This is a genomic window from Roseomonas sp. BN140053 (genome assembly GCF_047690175.1).
Classification (GTDB): Bacteria; Pseudomonadota; Alphaproteobacteria; order Acetobacterales; family Acetobacteraceae; genus Roseomonas.
In genome coordinates, this window is sequence record NZ_JBLLEB010000005.1 from 193,708 (window position 1) to 216,633 (window position 22,926).

General features: G+C 72.9%; 21 protein-coding genes and 1 pseudogene. 11 read left to right on the forward strand and 11 right to left on the reverse strand.

Annotated features, from left to right (window positions below; translation table 11 throughout):
• Window positions 1-49: 49 nt before the first annotated feature.
• Window positions 50-589 carry an NAD(P)H-dependent oxidoreductase gene (locus tag ACLIBK_RS07665; protein WP_415386647.1) on the forward strand — a complete coding sequence of 180 codons (540 nt, stop codon included), beginning with the start codon at window positions 50-52 and terminating at the stop codon, window positions 587-589.
• A 103-nt stretch (window positions 590-692) separates the two neighbouring features.
• Here the strand turns inward: ACLIBK_RS07665 and ACLIBK_RS07670 are convergent, their stop codons facing one another.
• The 4 genes from ACLIBK_RS07670 to ACLIBK_RS07685 all read right to left on the reverse strand — a co-directional run bounded on the left by ACLIBK_RS07670 (window position 693) and on the right by ACLIBK_RS07685 (window position 5,796).
• Window positions 693-1,283 (reverse strand): hypothetical protein, encoded by a 591-nt coding sequence (locus tag ACLIBK_RS07670; RefSeq protein ID WP_415386648.1) that lies wholly within the window; start codon window positions 1,281-1,283, stop codon window positions 693-695.
• A 1-nt stretch (window position 1,284) separates the two neighbouring features.
• Complete coding sequence (gene pyk / locus ACLIBK_RS07675; protein WP_415386649.1) at window positions 1,285-2,742, reverse strand: pyruvate kinase; 1,458 nt, start codon at window positions 2,740-2,742, stop codon at window positions 1,285-1,287.
• Window positions 2,743-3,018: 276 nt separating this feature from the next.
• Entirely contained in the window at window positions 3,019-4,470 is a 1,452-nt protein-coding gene (locus ACLIBK_RS07680) for a glycoside hydrolase family 1 protein (RefSeq protein ID WP_415386650.1), read from the reverse strand.
• Window positions 4,471-4,518: 48 nt separating this feature from the next.
• A complete protein-coding gene (locus ACLIBK_RS07685; RefSeq protein ID WP_415386651.1) occupies window positions 4,519-5,796 on the reverse strand; it encodes a glycerate kinase type-2 family protein in 1,278 nt (425 codons plus the stop codon).
• A gap of 224 nt (window positions 5,797-6,020) precedes the next feature.
• Between ACLIBK_RS07685 and ACLIBK_RS07690 the strand changes: the two genes are divergently transcribed.
• Together ACLIBK_RS07690 and ACLIBK_RS07695 are read left to right on the forward strand one after the other, a co-directional pair.
• Window positions 6,021-6,317: a DUF1244 domain-containing protein gene (locus tag ACLIBK_RS07690; protein WP_415386719.1), complete on the forward strand. Its 297-nt coding sequence runs from the start codon at window positions 6,021-6,023 to the stop codon at window positions 6,315-6,317.
• A gap of 31 nt (window positions 6,318-6,348) precedes the next feature.
• The gene (locus ACLIBK_RS07695) at window positions 6,349-7,074 is read left to right on the forward strand and encodes an EI24 domain-containing protein (protein WP_415386652.1); all 726 of its coding nucleotides are present in this window, start codon (window positions 6,349-6,351) and stop codon (window positions 7,072-7,074) included.
• Window positions 7,075-7,227: 153 nt separating this feature from the next.
• Here the strand turns inward: ACLIBK_RS07695 and ACLIBK_RS07700 are convergent, their stop codons facing one another.
• From ACLIBK_RS07700 to ACLIBK_RS07710, 3 genes are all read right to left on the reverse strand, one after another.
• Complete coding sequence (locus ACLIBK_RS07700; RefSeq protein WP_415386653.1) at window positions 7,228-8,031, reverse strand: DUF4394 domain-containing protein; 804 nt, start codon at window positions 8,029-8,031, stop codon at window positions 7,228-7,230.
• A gap of 126 nt (window positions 8,032-8,157) precedes the next feature.
• Window positions 8,158-8,838 carry an anti-sigma factor domain-containing protein gene (locus ACLIBK_RS07705; RefSeq protein WP_415386654.1) on the reverse strand — a complete coding sequence of 227 codons (681 nt, stop codon included), beginning with the start codon at window positions 8,836-8,838 and terminating at the stop codon, window positions 8,158-8,160.
• A complete protein-coding gene (locus ACLIBK_RS07710; RefSeq protein ID WP_415386655.1) occupies window positions 8,835-9,437 on the reverse strand; it encodes a sigma-70 family RNA polymerase sigma factor in 603 nt (200 codons plus the stop codon). The genes ACLIBK_RS07705 and ACLIBK_RS07710 overlap by 4 nt, the downstream gene beginning before the upstream one ends.
• 351 nt (window positions 9,438-9,788) lie before the next feature.
• Here ACLIBK_RS07710 and ACLIBK_RS07715 point away from each other — a divergent pair.
• From ACLIBK_RS07715 to arfB, 3 genes and pseudogenes are all read left to right on the forward strand, one after another.
• Window positions 9,789-11,273, forward strand: a pseudogene (locus tag ACLIBK_RS07715) (cation:proton antiporter).
• 142 nt (window positions 11,274-11,415) lie between these two features.
• Window positions 11,416-11,694, forward strand: coding sequence for a DUF2312 domain-containing protein (locus ACLIBK_RS07720; RefSeq protein ID WP_415386656.1), 279 nt, complete (start codon window positions 11,416-11,418; stop codon window positions 11,692-11,694).
• Between the two features lie 31 nt (window positions 11,695-11,725).
• Window positions 11,726-12,157, forward strand: coding sequence for an alternative ribosome rescue aminoacyl-tRNA hydrolase ArfB (gene arfB / locus ACLIBK_RS07725; RefSeq protein ID WP_415386657.1), 432 nt, complete (start codon window positions 11,726-11,728; stop codon window positions 12,155-12,157).
• A gap of 211 nt (window positions 12,158-12,368) precedes the next feature.
• Here arfB and ACLIBK_RS07730 read toward each other — a convergent pair whose 3' ends face one another.
• Entirely contained in the window at window positions 12,369-14,060 is a 1,692-nt protein-coding gene (locus ACLIBK_RS07730) for an AMP-dependent synthetase/ligase (RefSeq protein WP_415386658.1), read from the reverse strand.
• Between the two features lie 97 nt (window positions 14,061-14,157).
• Between ACLIBK_RS07730 and ACLIBK_RS07735 the strand changes: the two genes are divergently transcribed.
• Both ACLIBK_RS07735 and ACLIBK_RS07740 read left to right on the forward strand, forming a co-directional pair.
• Window positions 14,158-16,056, forward strand: coding sequence for a M3 family oligoendopeptidase (locus ACLIBK_RS07735; protein WP_415386659.1), 1,899 nt, complete (start codon window positions 14,158-14,160; stop codon window positions 16,054-16,056).
• On the forward strand, window positions 16,053-17,417 hold the full coding sequence (locus tag ACLIBK_RS07740; protein ID WP_415386660.1) for an ABC1 kinase family protein: 1,365 nt from the start codon (window positions 16,053-16,055) through the stop codon (window positions 17,415-17,417). Before ACLIBK_RS07735 ends, ACLIBK_RS07740 begins: the two co-directional genes overlap by 4 nt.
• 55 nt (window positions 17,418-17,472) lie before the next feature.
• Here ACLIBK_RS07740 and ACLIBK_RS07745 read toward each other — a convergent pair whose 3' ends face one another.
• Window positions 17,473-18,252 (reverse strand): DUF3891 family protein, encoded by a 780-nt coding sequence (locus ACLIBK_RS07745; RefSeq protein ID WP_415386661.1) that lies wholly within the window; start codon window positions 18,250-18,252, stop codon window positions 17,473-17,475.
• Between the two features lie 114 nt (window positions 18,253-18,366).
• Here ACLIBK_RS07745 and ACLIBK_RS07750 point away from each other — a divergent pair, with 114 nt between their 5' ends.
• From ACLIBK_RS07750 to ACLIBK_RS07760, 3 genes are read left to right on the forward strand one after another with little or no spacing between them, the layout of a single operon-like run.
• On the forward strand, window positions 18,367-19,533 hold the full coding sequence (locus ACLIBK_RS07750) for a Re/Si-specific NAD(P)(+) transhydrogenase subunit alpha (protein WP_415386662.1): 1,167 nt from the start codon (window positions 18,367-18,369) through the stop codon (window positions 19,531-19,533).
• A gap of 14 nt (window positions 19,534-19,547) precedes the next feature.
• On the forward strand, window positions 19,548-19,964 hold the full coding sequence (locus ACLIBK_RS07755) for an NAD(P) transhydrogenase subunit alpha (protein ID WP_415386663.1): 417 nt from the start codon (window positions 19,548-19,550) through the stop codon (window positions 19,962-19,964).
• 9 nt (window positions 19,965-19,973) lie between these two features.
• Window positions 19,974-21,383 carry an NAD(P)(+) transhydrogenase (Re/Si-specific) subunit beta gene (locus tag ACLIBK_RS07760; RefSeq protein WP_415386664.1) on the forward strand — a complete coding sequence of 470 codons (1,410 nt, stop codon included), beginning with the start codon at window positions 19,974-19,976 and terminating at the stop codon, window positions 21,381-21,383.
• A gap of 50 nt (window positions 21,384-21,433) precedes the next feature.
• Here ACLIBK_RS07760 and ACLIBK_RS07765 read toward each other — a convergent pair whose 3' ends face one another.
• Window positions 21,434-22,435, reverse strand: coding sequence for a BMP family protein (locus tag ACLIBK_RS07765; protein WP_415386665.1), 1,002 nt, complete (start codon window positions 22,433-22,435; stop codon window positions 21,434-21,436).
• Between the two features lie 168 nt (window positions 22,436-22,603).
• Window positions 22,604-22,807, reverse strand: a complete 204-nt coding sequence (gene rpsU / locus ACLIBK_RS07770; RefSeq protein ID WP_019459559.1) for a 30S ribosomal protein S21 — start codon at window positions 22,805-22,807, stop codon at window positions 22,604-22,606.
• Window positions 22,808-22,926 lie beyond the last annotated feature (119 nt).

The following is a 22,926-nucleotide window of genomic DNA, read 5'->3' on the forward strand; positions in this document are numbered from 1 at the left end:
CATAGGGCCCGCATCCTCAGCTTCGGCGAACAACGCCGAGGAGCGACCCATGACCGACACCCTGATCCTGCTGTGCCACCCGGACTTCGCCGCATCCCGCGCCAACAAGGCTCTGGCAGAAGCCGCCGCTGCCCTGCCCGGGGTCGCGGTGGCACATCTGGACGCCCTGTATCCGGCCGGCCGGATCGACACGGAGGCCGAGGTGGCCCGGTTGCTCGCCGCCCGCCGGCTCGTGCTGCAATTCCCGGTGCAGTGGTACGCCACGCCGCCGCTGCTCAAGGCCTGGCAGGACGCGGTGCTGACCCGGATGTTCTACATCAACCCGCAGACCGAAGGCGCCCGCATCGCCGGCCGCCCCGTCCTCGTAGCCGCCACCGCCGGCAACCGGCCGGAGGCCTATACCGCCACCGGCGCGAACCTGTTCCCGCTGCCCGAGCTGCTGCGCCCCCTCCAGGCCACGGCGCATCGCTGCGGCCTGGCCTGGCAGGAGCCGTTCCTGTTCTTCGGCGCCAGGGCCGCCACGTCGGAAGCCATCGCCGCGGCCGCGACGGCCTATGCCGGCCGGCTGCGCGGGCTGGCTGCCGCGTAAACCGTCCCGGCCGCGTGCCGTGCCAGCCCCGGCGGTGGGCAGGAATCCGCCGCGGCCCGGCCCGTGGGCGCCGGGGCCGCCACTGACCCGGCCCCGGCCGGGTTCAGCGTGCCGGACGCGCGGGCTGGGCCGGCGGGGTTGCCGGGGCGGCCGGCGCGGGTGCACGGGCCGCGGGTGCCGCCGGAGCGGGTGCCGCCGGAGCGGGTGCCGCCGGAGCGGGTGCCGCCGGGGCGGGCGCCGCCGGGGCCGCCGTTCCCGGCGCGGGCGCCACCTGGCCGGGTGCCGCGGGACGGGCCGGGGCGGCCGGGCCGTCGGTGCGCGGGATCAGCGTCTCGGTGCCGATCTCGCTGCTGCCGATCAGCGTCCATTGCCCGGTCATGCTGCCATCGGGCTGCACCGTGTAGATCGCCACCGCCGGCGACTGCCCCATGGAGAAGCCGATCGCCAGCGTGGTGCCCGAGGACATGCCGAAGCCCTCATAGGGCGCGTCGCCGATCTGCCAGCGCACCTGCCAGGAGGCCAGCCCGACCTGCCGCAGCCCGAGGATGCCGGCATAGGACTGGCCGTCCGGGGTGGTGCCGGTGACGTCGTAGACGCCCGCCCGCTGCGCCGCGGCGGGCGCCGCGGTGGCGAGGAGGCCGCCGGCGAAGAGCGCCACGCCCAGCAGGCCGGCGCGCAGGGTGGATCGGGACATCTCAGGCTTCCTTGGTGCCGGCGGGGCCGCCGACGATGGCGACGCGCAGCGCATTGGTGGTGCCGGGCGAGCCGAATGGGACACCGGCGGTGACCACGACCTCGTCGCCCAGCTTGGCGAAGCCTTCGGACTGCGCGGCGCGGGTGGCGCGGCTGACCATGTCGGTCATGGAATGCGGCACGGCGGTGATCAGCGGGTGCACGCCCCACACCACCGCCATGCGGCGGCAGGTGTCGATCTCCGAGGTCAGGCCGAGGATCGGCGCCGAGGGCCGTTCCCGCGCCACGCGCAGGGTGGTGGAGCCGGTGGAGGTGAAGGTCGCGATCGCCTCCGCCCCGATGGTGTGCGCCACCTGCCGCGCGGCGGCGGCGATGGCGCCCGAGGCCGTGGCCTCCGGATCGGGACGCGCGGCATCGGTCAGCGCCCGCCAGCCCGGGTCCTGCTCCACTCGGAAAAGGATGCGGTCCATCATGTTGACCGCCTCGAAGGGAAAGCTGCCGGCCGCCGTTTCGGCGCTCAGCATCACCGCGTCCGCCCCGTCGAACACCGCCGTCGCCACGTCCGAGGCTTCGGCCCGGGTGGGGGAGGGGGCGGAGATCATGCTTTCCAGCATCTGCGTCGCCACCACCACCGGCAGCCCGTGCGCGCGGGCGGCGCGGACGATGCGCTTCTGGATCAGCGGCACGTCCTCGGCCGGGCATTCCACGCCCAGGTCGCCGCGCGCCACCATCACGCAATCCGTCAGCGCCAGAATGGCGTCGAGGTTCTCCACCGCCTGCGGTTTTTCCAGCTTGGCCATGATCCAGGCGCGGCCGCGGGCAATCTCCTTGGCCTCGGCCACGTCCTCGGGCCGCTGCACGAAGCTCAGGCCGATGTATTCGACGCCCTGCTCCAGCACGAAATCCAGGTCGGCGCGGTCCTTGGCCGTCAGCGCCGGGATCGGCAGCACCACATCGGGGACGTTGACGCCCTTGCGGTCGCTCAGCGCGCCGCCCACCACCACCTCGGTTTCCAGGTGGTCCTCGCGGGCGCGGGTCACGCGCAGCCGCAGCTTGCCGTCGTCCAGCAGCAGGGTGGTGCCGATCTGCGCTGCCTGGATGATCTCGGGGTGCGGCAGCCGCACGCGGCGCGCATCGCCTGGCACCGGGCTGAGGTCGAGGCGGAAGCTCTGCCCGGTCTGCAGCTGCACCCGGCCGCCGCCGAACTGGCCGACGCGCAGCTTGGGCCCCTGCACGTCCGCCAGGATGCCGATCGGCCGGCCGGTCTTCTTCTCCAGCGCCCGGATGGTGGCGATGTTGGCCGCGTGCGTCTCGTGGTTGCCGTGCGAGAAGTTCAGCCGGAACACGTCGGCGCCGGCGCGGAACAGCCGCTCGATCACCTCCGGCGAGGAGCTGCTCGGCCCGAGCGTCGCGATGACCTTGGTGCGGCGGCGGCGGCGCAACGGGATCCTCTGCGGCACTCGCGAACACTCCCTCGGCGCCGATGCTGCGGCGCGGTGGCCGCCTCCATCCCACAGGGCGGCCGGGGTGCCAAGGCGCGGGCGCGTGACACTGCGCGGTGCTGCCGGACCCGGAGCAAGGCCGGGGGAGTGAACTCCCCCGGACCCCCTCCTTCTTTCGTGAGTAGAGGAGCGCCACGGGCCAGGGGCGCTCCTGGAAATTCCCGGAAATAGAAGAGGGTCCGGGGAGATGCCTCCCCCCGGCTTCCTATTCCCAGCGGGTCGGCAGCCGGCGCGCTACACCACCGCGTTGGCCCGGGCGCAGCGGCCGAGCCATTCCAGGCTGCGGCGCGGCGTCCGCCGCAGCGTGGCGCGGTCCACCCGCACCAGCCCGAAGGTGGGGCCGAAGCCTTCCGCCCATTCCCAGTTGTCGGTCAGCGTCCAGGCCAGGGCGCCGGACACGTTGCAGCCCTCGGCAATAGCTTGCTTGGTGGCCTCCAGATGCGCCCGCAGCCAGGCGATGCGCCGCGGGTCCTCCACCACCGCCGCGGTGTCCGCCCCCGGCGGGTCGCGGAAGGATGCGCCCATCTCGGTGATCACCACGTCGGGGTTGCCGTAGGTGTCGCGGAACAGCCGCAGCGATTCCCCCAACCCGTCGGGGGTGATGGACCAGCCCATGTCGGTCAGTTCCAGCCCCGGCCGCGGCCGACCGAAGGCATGGCCCAGCCCGGTGTCCGGCGCCGGCGCGGCGTGCAGCACTTGGTAGAAGTTCTGCCCTAGGAAATCCGGCCGCGCCGCGATCACCTCCAGGTCGCCGGCGCGCAGCAGCGGCGCGAGATGCCGCTCGAAGCGCGCCGGGTAGGGGCGGCCGAAGAGCGGGTCCAGGAAGGCCAGGTTCCAGGCATCGTGCAGCACGGCCGCGGATTCGCGGTCCGCGTCGCTGTCGGTGGCGGGCCGCACGGGCTGGATATTCAGCGTGGTGCCTAGCCGCGCGGAGGACGGCAGCACCGCCCGCATCGCCTGGAAACCCAGCCCCTGCGCCAGGTTCTGGTGGTGCATGGCGGTGACATAGGCCTCCGCCGTGCGCAGCCCCGGCGGGTGGATGCCGATCGAGTGGCCGATAAAGGCCACGGTCGCGGGCTCGTTGAACACCACGAAGTTCCGCACCCGGTCGCCCAGGCGCTGGGCCACCGCCGCCGCGTGCTCGGCGAAACGGGGGGCGATGTCGCGGTTCAGCCAGGCCCCCGGCAACGGGGAGGGCACGTCCCAGTGCTGCATCAGCGGCCAGGGCTGCACGCCGCGCGCCAGCATGGCGTCCACCATGCGGTCGTACAGGTCCAGCCCGGCCGGGTCCGGCGGGCCGGAGCCGCCCGGCACCAGCCGCGGCCAGGACACGGAAAAGCAGAAGACCCCCAGCCCGGCATCGGCCAGCAGGCCGATATCCTCCTCGTAGCGGTCCTCGAAACGGGTGTTGACCGAAGGGTCGGAACCGTCGGCGATGCGCCCGGGCTGCGCGGCGAAGTCGTCCCAGTTGGATCGCCCGCGCCCCTTCGCGCTCTCCGTCTGCGGCGCGCTGGCCGAAACGCCCCAGCTGAAGCCCGCCGGAAAGCCGCCGGGGCCGAGGGCCGGGCGCGTGGGCGCCGGCCGGGCCGGCACGGGCGGCCCGCCGGCGGGCTGCGACAGTGCCCCCATGCTGGACAGGGTGGGCGCGGCGGCGCCCAGGAGAACGGTGCGGCGGGTCGGGTCCATGCCCCCGCAGATGCGCCGGATCGGCCGCGGCACCAGGGCCGCCGCCGCTCACGTCACCAGGATGAGGCGCAGGTCGTTGACGTTGGTCAGGGTCGGGCCGGTCACCACCAGATCGTCCAGCGCCCCGAACAGCCCGGCCGCGTCGTGGCAATCCAGCGCCGCCCGCGGGTCCAGCCCCAGCGCGGCGGCCCGCGCCAGCGTGTCGGGGGTGCTGATCGCGCCGGCCGCTTCCTCCGCCCCGTCGATGCCGTCCGTGTCCGCCATCAGCGCCCAGGTGCCGCCGCGTCCCGCGGTGGCCAGGGTGAAGCCCAGCAACGCTTCCGTGTTGCGGCCGCCGCGCCCGGGCGAGGGGTGCCGCAGCGTCACCGTGGTTTCCCCGCCCGACAGGATCACGCAGGGCGGCACGGCCGGCAGCCCGTGCGCCGCGCTGGACCGGGCGATGCCAGCCAGGGCGGTGCCGACCTCGCGCGCCTCGCCCTCGATCGCGTCGCCCAGGATAACCGGGCAGAGCCCTTCCGCTTCCGCCGCCCGCGCCACCGCCCGCAAGGCCAGCATCGGGGTCGCGATCATGCGGAACTCGCACCGCGCCAGGCGCGGGTCTCCCGGGGCGGGGGTCTCGTCCGCGGCGGCCTCCAGATGCGCCAGCACCGCCGGTGGCACCGCCGCTTCCCGCCCGCGCAGGATGGCGCGCGCCTCGGCAAAGGTGGTGGGGTCGGCCACGGTGGGGCCGGAGGCGATCACCGCTGGGTCATCCCCCGGCACGTCGGAGATCGCCAGCGTCACCACCCGGGCCGGGGCGCAGGCCGCGGCCAGCCGGCCGCCCTTGATCCCCGACAGGTGCTTCCGCACCGTGTTCATCTGCCCGATCGTGGCGCCCGACGCGAGCAGCGCCCGGTTCACCGCCTGCTTGTCCGCGAGGCACAGCCCCGGCGCCGGCAGCGCCAGCAGCGCCGAGCCGCCGCCGGACACCAGGAACACCACCAGGTCCTCCGCCCGCAGGTCCGCGGTCAGCGCCAGCATCCGCCGCGCCGCCGCCTCGCCGGCTGCGTCGGGCACGGGATGGCTGGCCTCCACCACCTCGATCCGCCGGGTCGGCACGGCGTGGCCGTAGCGCGTGACCACCAGCCCGGACAGCGGCACCTCCGGCCAGGCATCCTCCAGCGCGGCCGCCATCAGCGCGCTGGCCTTGCCCGCCCCCAGCACCAGCACCCGGCCGCCCCGCGGCGGTTCCGGCAGCTGCGCCGCCAGCACCGCGCGCGGATCGGCCGCGCGCAGCCCGGCGTCGAACAGTTTCCGCAGGATGGACCGGGCCGTGGAGTCGTTCATGGCGGACAAGCTTCCCCCAACGGGAACGCGATGCAACACGCGGCCTCCGCCGCAGCGCAGCCCTGCCGGCGCATCCGCCACCGCGGCCACCACCATATCCGCCACCCTGGCAGCCGGGCCGCAGGAGGGCCACCTGGGTGCCCGACACACGCCCCGCGAAGGAGCCCACCCGCATGCCCGCACCGCAGCCCGAAGCCCGGCTCGACATCGGCGCCGCCGCCGACCTGTCCCCCCAGCAGCGCGAAGCTCTGGAAGCCGCCGCCTTCCGCAAGCTGGTGGCCCACCTGCGCGAGCGCACGGACGTGCAGAACATCGACCTGATGAACCTGGCCGGCTTCTGCCGGAACTGCATGTCCCGCTGGTACCGCGAAGCCGCGGCCGACCAGGGCATCACCCTGGCCGACCCGGACGCGCGCGAGATCGTCTACGGCATGCCCTACAAGCAGTGGCAGGCGCAGCACCAGCGCGAGGCCACGGCGGACCAAAAGGCCGCCTTCGCCGCCGGCAACCCCGGCCACTGACCGCCCCAGACCCGGAGCACCGTTTCGACCCATGCGCGCCGTCGCCGCCAGCCTGCTCCTGCCCTGGGGACAGCTCACCGAGCCCGGCTTCCGCTGGCCGCTGATCAAGGGGCTGCTCGGCGCCATCGTCGCCTTCGGCGCGCTGGTGCTGCTGGCCGGCTGGGGCGTCGGCGCCCTGGCCGGCGGCACCGGCTGGCTCGCCACCCTGGCGGCGACGCTGGGCGGCGCGCTGGTGCTGGTGTCGGCCGTCTGGCTCTTCGTGCCGGTTGCCCTGGCGATCTCCGGCCTCTTCGTGGACGAGGTGGCGGAAGCGGTGGAACGGCAGCACTTCCCCGGCCTGCCGCCGGCCGCCGGCGCCTCGCTGACGGCGCAGGTCTGGGCGGCCCTGGGCTTGGCGGCGCGCGTGCTGCTGCTGACCCTGCTGGTGCTGCCCCTGGCCTTCCTGCTGCCGGGGGTGGGGCTGGTGCTGCTCTGGGCGGTGGCCGCCTGGTCGCTGGGCCAGGGCTTCTTCGAGGGCGTGGCCCAGCGCCGCATGACCGTGGCCGCCTCGCGCGCCCTGTGGCGCCGCCGGCGGCCGGAGGTGCTGGCCGTGGGCGCCGCCCTGGCCGGGCTGGCCGCGGTGCCGCTGCTCAACCTGCTGGTGCCCGTGCTCGGCACCGCCGCCATGACCCACCTGCTGCACCGCGGCCGCGACGGAACCGTGGCGGGCGCACCGCCGCCACCGCGCCGGGTGGCGGCCCGGGCCGGCGCGGCGTGACCACCCCGCCGCGCCGGACCCGCCCCTGAGCGCGGTTCGCCGCCCCCAGCGACGCGGCGGCCGGACGGAGTCGCCCGGGCGCCTTCGTCGCTGCGCGGCGGGGGGGGCCGGCCCGCCACCACGGCCCGGTACCCCGCCGCCGCGCGACGCGCGTCACCGCATCGCGGCGATGTCGATCACCTCGGAAGCCGGCAGCCCCGTGACCTGCCCGGTCAGCGTCGCCCGGCCGGTGTCCAGGTTGACGCCGTGCAGCGCCGCCCCCGCGAGCAGGAAGGCCGCGTTGCCGCCCTGGCCGTCGGCCAGGATGTCGAAGGCCACCCCCGCCGGCAGCGTGGCCGCGATCTCGCCCTTGGGCTGCTGCACGCCGTCATTGGGCGGCGCCTGCAGGTTCAGCTGCCGCGTCCCCGTGTCCACCGTGAACAGCGCGGTGGCCTGCGTGCCCGCGACGCTGTTGGTGTAGGCCCCCGCCACCACCCGCGGCGCGTTGCCGGCGCCCGGGCTGCCGGGCTGGTTCTTCAGTTCGCCGTCGCGGCTGACCTCGCCGGTGGCGACGTTGATGCGGAAGTTCATCCCGCCCTGGCCCATCAGCCGCAGCCGGTCGGCCACGGGGTTGAAGTCCACCGTGGCGCGGCCGCCGGCCTGGAACGGCATCGACAGGCGGCTGACCGCCGTGGCCGCGCCGGTGCCCGGGTCGAGGGTGACGATCTGGTTGCTGTCGGTCACGCCGTACAGCTTGCCGTCGCTGGGCCGCACGTCGATGCCCAGCAGCCGCCCTTCGGCGCCGCGCACCGCCACCGGCGCCTCGGCGCGGCGGCTCTCCGTGTCGATGCGGACCAGGTGGTTGTCCGCGGTCAGCCCCACGAGCGTGGCGGCCCCGGCGCCGCCGGCGGCGAGCATCGCCCCCGCGGCCAGAACGGCGGGCAAGGCGGAACGCAGGCGCGTGAACGAGCGGCTCATGGCAGAACTCCCGGCAGTTGCGGGGACCGTTCGGATCCCTCGGGAGCGCTACCGGCGGCGAGGGCCGATGGAGGCAGCGGGCCGCGTTTTTTTATCCTTCCCGCGCCGCAGGGTCCCGGCCGGGCCTCAGCTGCTGCCGGCGGCGGAAAGCCGCCCGATAAACAGCACCGGCCCGGTGGGCAGGCCGGTGGGGGAGCCGCCGGGCGGTTCCAGCGAAATCTCGATCAGCATCCCCGGCGCCGGCCGCAGGCCGCTGGGCACCACGCTGAAGCGCCCATCGGCCGGGATCAGCCCCAGCGAGGTCGGCCGCGTGGCACCGGCGGGCAGGGCCCAGAGCTGCAGCTGCCGGTCCCCTTCCACCGGCCGGGGGTTCAGCGCCGCCAGCCGCAGCGCGTCGCCCTGGGCCTCCACGACCCAGGCGGGCTGGTCGCGCTGGGTCAGCAGCACGGTCATCAGCCGCTCCGGCGGCGGCCGCAGCAGCAGCACCCCCGCCAGCCCGGCCGCCACCGCCGTGGCGCCGATCGCCCAGCCGCGCCACAGCCCCAGCCGCGGCGCCCGCCGGCGGGCCACGCCGGCCGCCAGCTGTTCCAGCCGCAGGGACGCGTCGATCCGTTCCCAGAGTTCCGGCGGCGGCTCCATCGCCGGCATGGCCGCCAGCAACGGGGCGAGGTCGTTCTCCCATTGCGCCACCGCCGCCCGCAGCTCGGGGTCGCCGGGCAGGGCGCGTTCCACCGCGGCGGCGGCGCGGGCGTCCAGCGCCCCCAGCACGTATTCCCCCGCGAGCACCTCGCGTTCCTCGGGCGTCACGTCAGGCACCCGCGCAGCTGCAGCAGCCCGCGCCGGATCCAGGATTTCACGCTGCCCACCGGCAGTTCCAGCCGCGCCGCGATCTCGGGGTGCGACAGCCCGTGCAGGAAGGCCAGCAGGATCGGTTGCCGGTTGCGCTCCTCCAGCCCGGCCAGGCAGTCGCGCAGGCGGCGGCCCTCGCCTTCGGCCAGCAGCCGGTCCAGCGCTTCCGGCGCCACCGGCTGGTCGCCCAGCGAGGGGTCGTCCACCGGCATCTCGCGGCCGCGCCGCCGGGCGAGGTCCAGCGCCGCGTGCCGCACCACCGCCCCCAGCCAGACTTCCGCCGTGCCGCGTGCCGGGTCGAACTGCCCGGCGCGGGAGGCGATGCGCAGGAAGCCGTCATGCAGGGCGTCCGCCGCGGCGTCGCGGTCGCGCAGGATGGCGTGGGCCACCCCGAACAGCCGCGAGGATTGCCGTTGGTACACCTGCTGCAAGGCCTCCCGGCGCCCCCGGGCCACGGCGTCGAGCAGCGCCGCCAGGCTGCTGCCCGCCGACGCCTCGCCGCCGCGGGCCGCACCCTCCGCGGAGGGCCGGCCCGGTTCGGGGGTGCTGAGGTTCATACGCCCCGCCCCGCCCGCCGGATGCGGCCCGCGGAACGGCAACCCGCATCGGGGCATGCCGCCGGGCGTCGCGGCAGGGGTGTTCCAGCGGGCCGCGGGAGGGTGCCAGGATGGCGCATCACGTCCCGGATACAACCATTCCGCGTCCCGGGCGAGAAGCCGGAAAGGCCCGGCGCCCGTCGGCCGGGGACGGAAATCCGCCCGGCAAACCGGCTGCCCCGAACGGCGGCGGTGGGGCGCGTCGGCCGGAGAACCGGCCGCGGCCCGCGGGCAGCCCGGCGGTTTTTTACGGGCCGGAAGCGAGATGCTGCTCTCCGAAGCTGGACGCGCTGTTCTCGGGAACCCTGTGCCATGAGCGGGCTTCAATTCGCTGCCCTCGTCATCGCCGCGGTGGGACCCCTGCTGGTCCTGGCGAAGCTGCTGCGCGTCCCGGCACCGCTCGCCCTGGTCGCGGCGGGCGTCGCTACGGCCTTCCTGCCCGGGCTGCCGGAAACGCCGGTGGACCCGCAGCTGCTGATCGCGCTGTTCCTGCCGCCGATCATCTATGCCGCTGCGATCCGGGTCTCGGTGCACCTGTTCCGCTTCACCCTCGGCACGGGGGTGGGCATCGGCATCGCGCTGGCCGCCGTCACCATTCCCGCCGTCGCCGTCACCGCCCGCTGGCTGCTGCCCGGGCTGGACTGGGCGCCGGCCCTGCTGCTGGGCATCGTCGGCGCGCTGGTGGACACCCGCCTGTTCCACGAGGCCTAGGGCCGGCCCCGCGTGCCCCGGGCCATCGCCGACGCGCTGAAGGTGCGCGAGATCGTGGCGCGGGTGATCTCGCTGGGCTTCCTGGCGGTGCTGGTCCAGTCCGTGTCGGCGGGGGGCACGACGCCGCTCGCCTTTGCCGGGTCCTTCGCCTGGGCGCTGGTGGCGGGGTCGGCGGCGGGATGGGCGATGGGCCGCGCCAGCCGCTGGCTGCGCGGGCACGCCAGGCCGGCACCGGTGGAGATCGCGGTGTCGGTGGCGCTGCCCTACCTCTGCGCCCTGGTCGCGCAAGGGCTAGACCTCTCGCTGTCCGCCACCATCATCGCCGCGGCCCTGACCGTCGCCTCCGGCGAGGTGGATGCCGAAACCGGCTCGGCCGGCACCTCCGCCGAAGCGCGGCTTTCCGCCACGCCCTTCTGGGAGGAGGTGAGCCTGCTGATCTCGGCCGTGCTGTTCCTGTTGGCCGGGCGCGCGCTGCCCGAGGCGCTCGGCATCTCGGAAGGCTGGCCGCTGTGGCGCACCGCGGGCACGGCGCTGGCCCTGGTGCTGCTGGTGCTGGCGCTGCAATTCGCCTTTTCCTACCTCGCGGCCTGCCTGCCCGCGCCGGCCAGGGCGCTGCGCGAGCGGGAAGGGGAAGCGGGCCGCGAGATCACCCGGCTGACGGCGGCCGGCGTCATGGCCTGGGCCTGCACGCCCTCCATCCTCGGCGTCATCGTGGCGCTGTCGGCGCCGCCGGCCATGGAAGATCGTGGGCTGACCCTGGTGGTGGCCGCCTTGCTGATCCTCGCCTCCGTGGTGGTGCAGGGGCTGACGCTGCGCACCGCGGTGGAAGCCGCCGCGCTGGGCGACGAGGCGGAGGAGCAGCGCGAGGAGGAACTCGCCGGCCGCGTAACATCCCGGGCAGCGGAAGGGGAGGCGGACCCGAAGCGCGGCCAGGACGCCGTGCGCCGCGCCCTGCTGCAACTGCGCGAACACGACCACATCGGCGACGAGATGCTGAACAAGATGCTGCGCGAGGCGGATCTGAGCGCCCGCGCCGCGGAAGGCCCGGCCGCCGCCATGCCCGGCGCCGGACCGCCCAACCCCTGAGCCACAACCCCCGGGTTCCCGGGCGGCAGCCGGGCGGTGGCGGCGGCGCTTCCCGTCCGCTGGCACCCGCCCCATTGAGGCGGCGCCCCCCGGCCGCTATCACCCGCCCCCACGCGAGCACTGAGGGGGACCAGGGCACACCATGTCGGAAGCGGCGGAACAAACGAAGGACGAACCCGACAGCGACGTCGGTGGGATCGCGGCGGACCGGCTGCGCTCGATCATCGAGCGGGTCGAGCGGCTGGAGGAAGAGCGCAAGGCGCTGGGCGACGACATCAAGGACATCATGGGCGAGGCCAAGAGCGCCGGCTTCGACGTCAAGGTAATCCGCCAGATCATCCGCATCCGCAAGCAGGAGCCGGCGGATGTGGAGGAGATGGAAACGCTGCTGGACCTGTACCGCCGGGCCCTGGGCATGTGAGGAACCGCGCGGCGCGCGGAGGAGGCGCGCCGTGGCGCTGATCCCGATCACCCCCCGGATCGCGATCGACGAGCGCGAAGTGTCCGAGAGCTTCCTGCGCGCCTCCGGCCCCGGCGGCCAGAACGTGCGGAAGGTGGAGAGCGCGGTGCAGCTGCGCTTCGACGTCCGGCATTCCCCCAGCCTGGGCGACGCCGTGCGGCAGCGGCTGGAAACCCTGGCCGGGCGCCGCCTGACCGCCGAGGGCGAGATCGTCATCACCGCCCAGCGACACCGCACGCGCGAGCGCAACCGCGCCGACGCGCTGGAGCGGCTGGTGGCGCTGATCCGCGAGGCCGCCACCCCGCCGCCGCCCACCCGCCGCCCGACGCGCCCCACCCGCGGGTCGCAGCTGCGGCGGCTGGACGGCAAGACCCGCCGCGCCGGGGTCAAGGCCGGCCGCAGCCGGCCGGAGGGCGAGGACTGACGCCCCCGCTTCGCTTGACCTCGGGGCATGGCAGATTGTAGGAATAATGTCAGATTGCGCCGGAGCCGCGTCCGGATTTTTGTGTCGAACCAACGACTTGATTGGGGCAGCCGCCGGTCCGCGAGGGGACCGGGTAAGGAAGTAAGGTCGTAAGGAAGTAAGGCGAACCCGCTCCGCGCGGTGCTCAGTCCCGCCCCGCGCGGCGGGGTGCTCAGTACAGCCCGTCCACCGTCCGGGCGTGGTGTTCCAGCACCGCCCGCCGCTTCACCTTCATGGTCGGCGTCAGCAACCCGTTCTCCACGGTGAAGGCGTCCACCGCCCGCCATTTCCGCAGCCGCTCAATGCCGGACAGCCGGGCATTGACCCGATCCACCGCGCGGCCGGGGTCGGCGCCCTCCGCCGGCACCACCAGCGCCACGACCGAGGGCCGGCCTTCCCCCGCCACCACGGCGTGGGTGATCTCCGGCTCCGCCATCAGCAGGCCTTCCAGCTTGGCGGGGCTGACCATGTCGCCGCCGATCGTCTTGATGAAGTCCTTCTTGCGGTCGCGGATGACGATGCGGCCGTCCTCGATCGTCGCCACGTCGCCGGTGTGCAGCCACGGCACGCCCGCGGCATCGGCCTGCAGCGCCGTGGCGGTGTTGGCCGGGTCGTTCCAGTAGCCGTCCATTACCAGCTCGCCCGCCACCAGCAGTTCGCCGTCGGCGGCGATGCGGGCCTGCACGCCGGGCAGGGGGTGGCCGACGGTGCGGCGGTGATTGTCCCAGGGCAGGTTCACCGACACCACCGGCCCGGCCTCGGTCTGGCCGTAGCCCTGCAGCACCGGCACGCCCAGCGCCAGGAAGAAGCCGCTCAGTTCCGGGTCCAGCCGCGCGCCGCCGGACACCAGCGCCACCAGCCGGGACCCGAAGCGTTCCCGCACCGTGCGTCGCACGAGGCGGTCCAGCAGCCGGTCCTCCAGCCACTCGACCGGGTTCAGCCGCGGCCCGTCCAGGCGGCGCAGGCCCAGCGCCACGGCGCGGTCGAACAGCTTGCGCTTCCAGGGCTTCTCCTTGTCCAGCCCGGCCAGGATGCGGGCGCGCAGCACCTCGAACAGCCGCGGCACGGCGGTGACCAGGGCGGGCTCCACGTCCTTCAGCTCAGCGGCCAGACGGTCGGCGCCGCGGCTGTACACCACCTCCATGCCCAGGGAGGGCAGCAGGAAATTGCCCACCGTGTGCTCGTAGGCGTGGCTTAGCGGCAGGAAGCTCAGGTAGGCCTCGCCGTCCAGGTGCAGCCGCGTCAGCACCTCCGCCAGGCCGCGCTGGTTGGCCAGCATGGCGCGGTGCGGCAGCATCACGCCCTTGGGCTTGCCGCCCGTGCCGGAGGTGTAGATCAGGCAGGCCAGCCGCCCCGGCGGGATCTGCTCCACCTCCGCCCGCAGCAGGTCGAGGTCGCCCGCTTCCGCGGTCAGCTCGGCCCAGGACACCGCGCCGGGAAGGTCGCTGCCGTCCATGGTGACCACCAGCTCCAGCCCCTCGGGCCCGGCCGCCTCCGTCACGCGGGCGGCCAGCTTGCCGCCCGACACGATGGCCGCCCGTGCCCCGCTGTCGCGCAGGATATGGGCGTGGTCGGCCACCGTGTTGGTGGTGTAGGTCGGCACGCTGACCGCGCCGATCGCCATCAGCGCGGCGTCGGCGATGGGGAATTCCGGCCGGCTCTCGCTGACCAGCACGACGCGGTCGCCGGGGGAAATGCCGCGGGCCCGCAGCCCCGTCGCCACGGCGGTCACGGCGGCGGCGAACTGCGCCCAGCTCGTGCGCTGCCAGCCGCCTGCCGCCCAGTGGCGCAGCATCGGCCGGTCGCCGCGCTGCACCGCCAGTTCCAGCAGCATGCCGGGCAGGCTGTTCCACACACCGTTCATCCCGTCGTGTCCCCCAGCTTTCCACCTTGGTCCGGATCGCTGCGCCCATATATCCAGCACAACACCGAATCTTCGTCCCGAAGGTACCAGCACCCTCATGAACCACCCGACCTGCCCCGGCTTCGCCCCCGCCGGCAACTCCCCGGCCGCGTTTTCCCCCGGCGACCAGGTGCACGACACGGCGGGGCGGGCGGGTGCGGCGGGCGAGGCCGGCGCCTTGCCGGTCTGGGACCTGTCCGACCTTTACGCCGGCACGACCGACCCGCGCCTCGCCGCCGACCTGGATGCCGCCGAGGCCGAGGCGGTGGCCTTCGAGGCCGCCACCGCCGGCCGCGTCGCTTCCCTGAGCGGCGATGCCCTGGCTGCCGCGATCGAGCGCTTCGAGCGGGTGGAGGAGGTGCTGGGCCGCGTGCTCAGCTTCGCCCAGCTGCTCTTCTCCGGCGATGCCACCAATCCGGAGAACGGCCGCTTCTACCAGACCATGCAGGAACGGGCGACGCGGATCGGCAGCCACATGTTGTTCCTCACGCTCGAACTGAACCGGCTGGAGGATGCGGAGCTGGACGGCAAGCTCGCCGCCTCGCCGGCGCTGGGACGCTGGGCGTCCTGGCTGCGCGACCTGCGCGTGTTCCGCCCGCACCAGCTGTCCGACGAGATGGAGAAGCTGCTGCACGAAAAGGAGGTCACCGGCCGCTCCGCCTGGAACCGCCTGTTCGACGAGACGGTGGCGGCGATGACCGTGCGCGTCGGTGACCAGGACCTGACGGTGTCGGACGCGCTGAACAAGTTTTCCGACAAGGACCGCGCGGTGCGCGAGGCTGCCGCCAAGGGCGTCTCGGCCGCCTTCGGCGACCGGGTGCGGCTCTTCTCGCTGATCACCAACACCTTGGCCAAGGACAAGGAGATCATCGACAATTGGCGCCACTACCCGCGCCCGGGATCGTCGCGCAACCGCGCCAACATGGTCGAGGACGAGGTGGTGGACGCGCTGGTGCAGGCCGTGCGCGACGCCTATCCCCGGCTCAGCCACCGCTACTACGCGATGAAGGCGAAGTGGCTGGGGCTGGAGAAGATGCAGCACTGGGACCGCAACGCGCCGCTGCCGCAGGAGGAGGACCGCACCATCCCCTGGCCGGAAGCCCGCACCCGCGTGCTGGAGGCCTACGGTTCCTTCTCGCCGGAACTGGCCGCGGTCGGGCAGCGCTTCTTCGACCATCCCTGGATCGACGTGCCGCCACGTCCGGGCAAGGCCTCCGGCGCCTTCGCGCACCCCACGGTGCCGTCCGTCCACCCGTACCTGCTGCTGAACTACCACGGCAAGTCGCGCGACGTGATGACGCTGGCGCATGAGTTGGGCCACGGCGTGCACCAGGTGCTGGCGAGCAAGCAGGGCTACCTGCGTTCCGGCACGCCGCTGACCCTGGCCGAAACCGCCAGCGTCTTCGGCGAGATGCTGACCTTCCGCGCCGTGCTCGACGCCGAGACCGATCCCGCCCGTCGCCGCATGCTGCTGGCCGGCAAGGTGGAGGACATGCTGAACACGGTGGTCCGCCAGATCGCTTTCTTCCGCTTCGAAACGCTGCTGCACGACGAACGCCGCAACGGCGAGCTTTCCGCCGAGCGCATCGGCGAGCTGTGGATGCAGGTGCAGACGGAAAGCCTCGGCCCGGCCTTCGAGTTCACGCCCGATTATTCCGTGTACTGGGCCTATATCCCGCACTTCGTGCACTCGCCCTTCTACGTCTACGCCTACGCTTTCGGGGATTGCCTGGTGAACGCGCTCTACGGCGTCTACCAGTCCGGCGCGGTGCCGGACTTCCAGGCGAAGTACCTCGACCTGCTTCGCGCCGGCGGCACGCTGCGGCACAAGGAGCTGCTGGCCCCCTTCGGGCTGGATGCCTCGGACCCGGCCTTCTGGACCAAGGGCCTCGACGTGATCGCGGGCTTCATCGACGAGTTGGAAGCGCCGGTGCCGGCGTCGGAGCCGCGCGCATGAGCGACGAGAAGGCCAACCTCTTCGGCGAGTTCCGCCGCATGGCGCGCACCTCCGGCGCAGTGGGCGGCATCGCCGCGCGGGTGGCGGGGCAGCGCTTCCTGGGCATCAAGACCGACAAGGCCGCGCATGCGGAGGACCTTAAGGCCATCCTTGGCGGGCTGAAGGGCCCGATGATGAAGGTGGCGCAGATGCTCTCCACCATCCCCGACGCGCTGCCGGAGGAATATGCGCGCGAGCTTGCCACCCTGCAGTCCAACGCGCCGCCCATGGGCTGGCCCTTCGTGCGCCGCCGCATGGCGAGCGAGCTCGGCCCGGCCTGGCAGTCCCGCTTCAAGACCTTCGGGCAGGAAGCGGCGGCGGCGGCCTCGCTGGGGCAGGTGCATCGCGCCACCCTGCCGGACGGGCGGCAGGTCGCCTGCAAGCTGCAATACCCCGACATGCCCACGGTGGTGGAAGCCGACCTGCGGCAGCTGAAGCTGGCGATGGGTCTCTACGCGCGCATGGACAGTTCCATTCAGGGCGGCGACATCTACGACGAGTTGCGCGACCGTCTGCGCGAGGAGCTCGACTACGAGCGCGAGGCCGCGCAGATGCGCCTCTACGGCCTCATGCTGGAGAATGTGGAGGGTGTCCGGGTGCCTTCGCCGGTGCCGGAACTGACCACCAAGCGACTGCTGACCATGAACTGGCTGGATGGCCGCGCCATCCAGCAGCGTATCGAGGAAGACCCCTCCCAGGACGAACGCAACGCCTATGCGCGCACGCTGTTCCGCGCCTGGTACGTGCCCTTCTACCGCTACGGCGTGATCCACGGCGACCCGCACCTGGGCAATTACCAGGTTCGCCCCGACGACCGTGGCATCAACCTGCTGGACTTCGGCACGATCCGCGTCTTCGAGCCGCGCTTCGTGGGCGGCACGGTGATGCTGTTCGAGGCGATCGAGAGCGGCGACGACGACAAGGCCGCCCATGCCTTCGAGAAATGGGGTTTCCGCGACCTCAAGCGCGACACCATGGACGTGCTGATGAAGTGGGCCCGCTTCGTCCATGAGCCGCTGATGGAGGACCGCGAGCGGCCCATCCAGGAAACCAACGACCCGCTCTACGGCCGCAAGGTTGCCGAGGAGGTGCATGCCGGCCTCAAGCGCACCGGCGGCGTCCGCCCGCCGCGAGAGTTCGTGTTGATGGACCGCGCCACGGTGGGGCTGGGCAGCGTCTTCCTGCGCCTGCGGGCACGGGTGAACTGGCACCGGCTGTTCAAGGAGATGGTGGAAGGCTTCGATGAGGCGGAACTCGCCGCCCGCCAGGCCGAAGCGCTGGCCCGCGCCGGCGTGCCGGCTGCCGGAGCGGTCGCCGTCTAGGCGCGGCGGGCCTCGGTGAGGGGGCCAGCCGGGCGGGGACGGTGCGTATCGGGTGTCAGCCCGGCGTCAGCTTCACCCGAAAGACCGCCCGCTCGGGTGAGCGAAGCCAGTGCCGCATAGCGTCCTCATCCGCGAACCGGCCGGGGGCAGGGATCGGGCGGGCTTCGCAGCAGACTTCCAGCGATCCGCCCACAAAGGGCCAGGGCGACAGGGTGAAGCGGGTGGCAGTGTCATCCGCCGCGGCCAGATGCAGCGTCCGCATCGTACCGCTCGCGTCCGGTGCCGGCACCTCGACCGGGGTGCGCAACTCGCCGCACAGGGCCAGGGACAGCGTGTCGGAGGCCGCCACCAGCGCCGCGTCGCGGTCCACCTCCGCCGCGTCCAGCCCCAGCGCGCAGGCCCAGGCCGCCTGCATCGGGCGCTGCGTTTCCAGGAACCAGTCGGCGGCCGCCGCATCCTCCGGCGCCACGCGGTGGCGGTCGGTGTAGCGCGTGTAGATCAGCCCGCCATGGCGCGACACCAGCAGCGCCACGCGGCTGCCCCAGGCGCCCAGCGCCCGCTCCACGCCGCGCGCCCACATGGGGGCGTGCACCCGGGCGCCGATCGCGCGGAACAGGTGCGGGCGGCCCGTCTCGGGGTCGAAGCTCGGTTCTGTTTCCCAGTCCAGCCAGCCGACATCGTGCTGTTCCGCCGCCAGCAGCACCGCGGGCGACACCGGATCGGCCCAGGCGCGCAGCAACTGGCCGGAAATCCAGGCATGCGAGGGCTGGCTGATGGCCAGCGCCACGGGGCCGTCGCTGCCGGGGGCGGGGCCGGCGATCTCATGGAACAACATGCGCCCATTCTGTCACGGCCGGGCCACCCCGCGCGAGCGCCGCCTTGCTGGCGCTTCCGGCCGCCGTCATGGTGCATTGCGACACGGCATCGAAGTGTCGGGGGAAGGGACAGGATGCGCCTCGCGGTACTCAAGGAACGCAGGAGCGGGGAAACCCGCGTGGCGGCGACGCCGGACACGGCGAAGAAGCTGATCGCGCTCGGCAACACCGTCGTGGTGGAAACCGGGGCGGGACTGGCCGCCGGCATCCCCGACGGCGCCTTCGCCGAGGCGGGCGTGGAGATCGCCCCCGATGCCCGCGCGGCCCTGGCCGGGGCGGGGATGGTGATGAAGGTGCGTGCGCCCCTGGCCACCGGCGAGGGCGAGCTGGACGAGCTGGCGCTGATCCCCGAGGGGGCCACGGTGATCGGCATCCTGGACGGCCTGTCCGTTCCCGAGCGCGCCCAGGGTTACGCCGCCCGCAACCTCACCGCCTGTTCCATGGAGCTGCTGCCGCGCATTACCCGGGCGCAGAGCATGGACGTGCTCTCCTCCCAGGCGAACCTGGCCGGCTATCGCGCGGTGATCGAGGGTGCCGCCGCCTATGACCGCGGCTTCCCCATGCTGATGACCGCCGCCGGCACTATTCCCGCCGCGGTGGTGCTGGTGCTGGGCGCGGGCGTGGCGGGGCTGCAGGCCATCGCCACCGCGCGCCGGCTGGGCGGGCGGGTGTCGGCTTCGGACGTGCGGCCAGCGGCCAAGGAGGAGATCAAGTCGCTCGGCGCCGCCTTCGTAGGCGTGGAGGACGAGGAAACCGCCGCCGCCCAGACCGCCGGCGGCTACGCCAAGGCGATGAGCGAGGCCTACCTGCGCAAGCAGGCGGAGGTGGTGGGGGCCGCCGCGGCCAAGGCCGACGTGGTGATCTGCACCGCGCTGGTGCAGGGCCGCCGCGCGCCGATCCTGCTGACCGAAGCCATGGTGGCCGCCATGAAGCCCGGTTCCGTGGTGGTGGACATCGCCGCCGATGCGGGCGGCAACTGCGCCGCCACCGTGCCGGGCGAGATGACCACCACCGCCAACGGCGTGAAGGTCCTGGGCTACCGCAACTGGCCCGGCCGCATCCCGGCCTCGGCCAGCGCCCTCTACGCCCGCAACCTGCTGACCTTCCTGACGACCTACTGGGACAAGGACGCCGCGGCGCCGAAATTCCCGGAAGACGACGAGATCGTCCGCGGCGTCACCCTGACGCGCGGCGGCCGCGTCGTGCATCCGCAACTCGCCCCCACCCCCGCGGCCGCCTGAAGAGAACAGCGACCATGAACCCGACCGATCTCGCCAACCAGGCGGAGGCCACGGCCAACCGCGCCATCGCGCTCGCCCGCGAAGCCCGCGCCCTAGCCGACCAGCACGTGCCGGCGATGCTGGAGACGGTGCAGCACGGCGCCGCGGCGGCGGAGCCCTTCCTGCTCCTGCTGATGATCTTCCTGCTCGCCTGCTTCGTCGGCTACTACGTGGTGTGGAACGTGACGCCGGCGCTGCACTCGCCGCTGATGGGCGTCACCAACGCCATCTCCTCCGTGATCGTGGTGGGCGCCATCCTGGCCACCGGGCTGGGCGACAGCATCGCCGCCAAGGTCTTCGGCTTCCTGGCGGTCACGCTCGCCTCGGTGAACATCTTCGGCGGCTTCCTGGTGACGCGACGCATGCTGTCGATGTTCCGGCGCAAGGGCTGAGCACGCGCCATGATCCACTCCCTCTCGACCTTCGCCTACCTCGTCGCGTCGGTGCTGTTCATCCTGGCGCTGCGCGGGCTGAGCCACCCCGAGACCAGCCGCCGCGGCAACCTCTACGGCATGATCGGCATGGCGATCGCCGTGGTGGCGACCCTGGCGCAGCCGGGGATGCAGACCGGCGGCATCGTGATCGTGCTGGCAGGCCTCGTGATCGGCGGTGGCGTCGGCGCCTATCTCGCGAACCGCATCCAGATGACGGCGCTGCCGCAGCTGGTGGCGGCCTTCCACTCGCTGGTGGGCCTGGCCGCCGTTTGCGTCGCGGCCGCCGCCTTCTACGCACCGCAGTCTTTCGGCATCGGCGTGCCGGGCGACATCCACACACAGTCGCTGGTGGAAATGTCGCTGGGTCTGGCCATCGGCGCAGTGACCTTTTCCGGCTCGGTGATCGCCTTTGCCAAGCTGCAGGGCACCATGTCCGGCGCGCCCATCACCTTTCCGCAGCAGCACCAGTTGAACCTCGGCCTGGGCATCCTGCTGCTGGTGCTGATCATCTCCTTCGTGGTGACCGGCAACGCGCTGCTGTTCTGGCTGATCGCCATCCTGGCCTTCGCGCTGGGCTTCCTGCTGATCATCCCGATCGGCGGCGCCGACATGCCCGTCGTGGTGTCCATGCTGAACAGCTATTCCGGCTGGGCGGCGGCGGGCATCGGCTTCACCATCGGCAACCTGCTGCTGATCGTCACCGGCGCGCTGGTGGGCGCTTCGGGCGCCATCCTGAGCTACATCATGTGCAAGGGCATGAACCGCTCGATCATCAACGTGCTGCTCGGCGGCTTCGGCGGTGCGCCCGCCGCGGCGGCCGGCGCCGGGGGGGCGGCGCAGCCGGCGCGGCCGGTGAAGTCCGGCTCGCCGGAGGATGCCGCCTACATCATGAAGAATGCGTCCAAGATCATCATCGTGCCGGGCTACGGCATGGCGGTGGCGCAGGCGCAGCAGGTGGTGCGCGAGATGGCGGACCTGCTGAAAAAGGAAGGGGCGGAGGTCGAGTACGCCATCCACCCCGTGGCCGGCCGCATGCCCGGCCACATGAACGTGCTGCTGGCCGAGGCCAACGTGCCCTATGACGAGGTGCACGAGCTGGAGGAGATCAACCCCGAATTCGCCCAGGCCGACGTGGCCTACGTGATCGGGGCCAATGACGTCACCAACCCGGCGGCCAAGACCGACAAGTCCTCGGCCATCTACGGCATGCCGATCCTGGACGTGGAGCGCGCCAAGACCGTGTTCTTCGTCAAGCGGGGCATGGCGTCCGGCTATGCCGGCGTGGAGAACGAGCTGTTCTTTCGCGACAACACCATGATGCTGTTCGGCGACGCCAAGAAGGTCACCCAGCAGATCGTGCAGGCGCTGCAGAAGTAGCACCTGCATCCCGGGGGCGGCGCGGCTCGCCCTCGGGTTCTCCCGCCCGCTCAGGCGTTGGGGAATTCCTTGCCCGACCATTCCGTCGGAACTTCCAGCCGCTTCGCCACGATCTCCGCCGCCACGGCATCGAGCCGGGCCCGGATCGCGGGCGGCACCTGTGGCGCCAGGGTCAGCCGCACCGCATCGGGCTGTTCCAGCCCGATCTGCCGGATGGTGCCGGGCACGAAGCGGTCCTCCGCCACGTCGCGCACGGCGTTGAACAGCGCCAAGCCGGAATCCGCCACCGCCGAACCCAGGAACACCGCGGGGTCCACCGCCACCCAGTCCCGGACATTACCGATCTGCCACCGGCCCTGGCTGCGGCAGGCTTCCGTCACGCCGTCGCGCCCCGCATTCAGCATGGTGAACACCACGTCCGCACCGGCCGCCATCATGGCCAGGGCGTTGCGGTTCGACAGGGCGTTGTCGTCCTGGTTGCCGGAGAAATTGGTCAGCAGCCGCACGGCGGGGTTGCCGTGTCGCACGCCATGCGCATAAGCCGCGCGCCCTTTCAGCCCGGGGGTGACGCGGATGCCGGACATGTGCCCGACCACCCCCGTCCGCGTCGTCAGCGCGGCGAGCACGCCTGCCAGAAAGGCGGAATGCTCCTGCAGCACCTCGTAGCTGGACAGGTTGGTGCCGGTGACCTGGCCCTGCGTCACCACGAAGCGCAGCCCTGGGAACGCCGCGGCGACCTCGGCCGCGGCGGCGTTGTTCTGCCCACCATGCGCCACCACGAGGTCCGGTCCGGCAGTGGCCAGTTCCCGCAGCGCGGCAGCCAGCAGCGGCGCCTCGGGGCGGATGCCCTGCGTCAGGCTGATCCGCACGCCCAGCCGCTCTCGGGCGGAGGTCAGGCCCTGGAAGCCCGCCTGCATGAAGCCGCCATCATCGATCCGGCCCGCGAACAGGGCCGCGACCGTGGGAGAGGCCGCGGCACGGGCGAGGGCCGGCAGGGCGAGCGCGCCCAGCAATAGGCTGCGGCGCGGAATAGGGCAGATGTGTCGGGGCATGGCGGATCCGGTGGGAATTTTGCGTCCCAGCCAGCAAGCCGCGTGCCTTTCCCCACATGCATGGCAGGGGACACGGCAACAGAAAAACCGCGGTTCACGGGTGGTCCCGTGCCGCGGCGTTCCTGATCTCGGGTCTCGCTCCTTCCCGAAAGGGGAAGGAGAGGGGCCTCAGAAGCCCTCGCGCTCCAGGCGCTTGCGCTCCACCTTGCGGGCCCGGCGAACAGCCTCGGCGGCCTCGCGGGCGCGGCGCTCGGAGGGCTTCTCGTAATGCCGGCGGAGCTTCATCTCGCGGAACACGCCCTCGCGCTGGAGCTTCTTCTTCAGCGCCTTGAGGGCCTGATCGACATTGTTGTCACGAACGACGACCTGCACGCGGCTCGGTCCTCCTGGGTTCGAATGGGGAAAAATCGAAGATGTGCCGAAGCACGGGCGATTCGCCCGGTCTTCAGGAGCGGCGCCGATACCACGTTCTGCCGACGCGAGGAAAGCCC

Excerpts from the sequence above, each read along its gene's own strand:
- ACLIBK_RS07750 (WP_415386662.1), top strand. The coding sequence starts at position 18,367 with ATGCGCCTCGCGGTACTCAAGGAACGCAGGAGCGGGGAAACCCGCGTG.
- ACLIBK_RS07745 (WP_415386661.1), bottom strand. The coding sequence starts at position 18,252 with ATGTTGTTCCATGAGATCGCCGGCCCCGCCCCCGGCAGCGACGGCCCC.
- ACLIBK_RS07720 (WP_415386656.1), top strand. The coding sequence starts at position 11,416 with ATGTCGGAAGCGGCGGAACAAACGAAGGACGAACCCGACAGCGACGTC.
- ACLIBK_RS07685 (WP_415386651.1), bottom strand. The coding sequence starts at position 5,796 with ATGAACGACTCCACGGCCCGGTCCATCCTGCGGAAACTGTTCGACGCC.
- ACLIBK_RS07700 (WP_415386653.1), bottom strand. The coding sequence starts at position 8,031 with ATGAGCCGCTCGTTCACGCGCCTGCGTTCCGCCTTGCCCGCCGTTCTG.
- ACLIBK_RS07760 (WP_415386664.1), top strand. The coding sequence starts at position 19,974 with ATGATCCACTCCCTCTCGACCTTCGCCTACCTCGTCGCGTCGGTGCTG.
- ACLIBK_RS07695 (WP_415386652.1), top strand. The coding sequence starts at position 6,349 with ATGCGCGCCGTCGCCGCCAGCCTGCTCCTGCCCTGGGGACAGCTCACC.
- ACLIBK_RS07735 (WP_415386659.1), top strand. The coding sequence starts at position 14,158 with ATGAACCACCCGACCTGCCCCGGCTTCGCCCCCGCCGGCAACTCCCCG.
- ACLIBK_RS07680 (WP_415386650.1), bottom strand. The coding sequence starts at position 4,470 with ATGGACCCGACCCGCCGCACCGTTCTCCTGGGCGCCGCCGCGCCCACC.
- ACLIBK_RS07740 (WP_415386660.1), top strand. The coding sequence starts at position 16,053 with ATGAGCGACGAGAAGGCCAACCTCTTCGGCGAGTTCCGCCGCATGGCG.
- ACLIBK_RS07765 (WP_415386665.1), bottom strand. The coding sequence starts at position 22,435 with ATGCCCCGACACATCTGCCCTATTCCGCGCCGCAGCCTATTGCTGGGC.
- ACLIBK_RS07665 (WP_415386647.1), top strand. The coding sequence starts at position 50 with ATGACCGACACCCTGATCCTGCTGTGCCACCCGGACTTCGCCGCATCC.
- ACLIBK_RS07730 (WP_415386658.1), bottom strand. The coding sequence starts at position 14,060 with ATGAACGGTGTGTGGAACAGCCTGCCCGGCATGCTGCTGGAACTGGCG.
- ACLIBK_RS07670 (WP_415386648.1), bottom strand. The coding sequence starts at position 1,283 with ATGTCCCGATCCACCCTGCGCGCCGGCCTGCTGGGCGTGGCGCTCTTC.
- ACLIBK_RS07755 (WP_415386663.1), top strand. The coding sequence starts at position 19,548 with ATGAACCCGACCGATCTCGCCAACCAGGCGGAGGCCACGGCCAACCGC.
- ACLIBK_RS07710 (WP_415386655.1), bottom strand. The coding sequence starts at position 9,437 with ATGAACCTCAGCACCCCCGAACCGGGCCGGCCCTCCGCGGAGGGTGCG.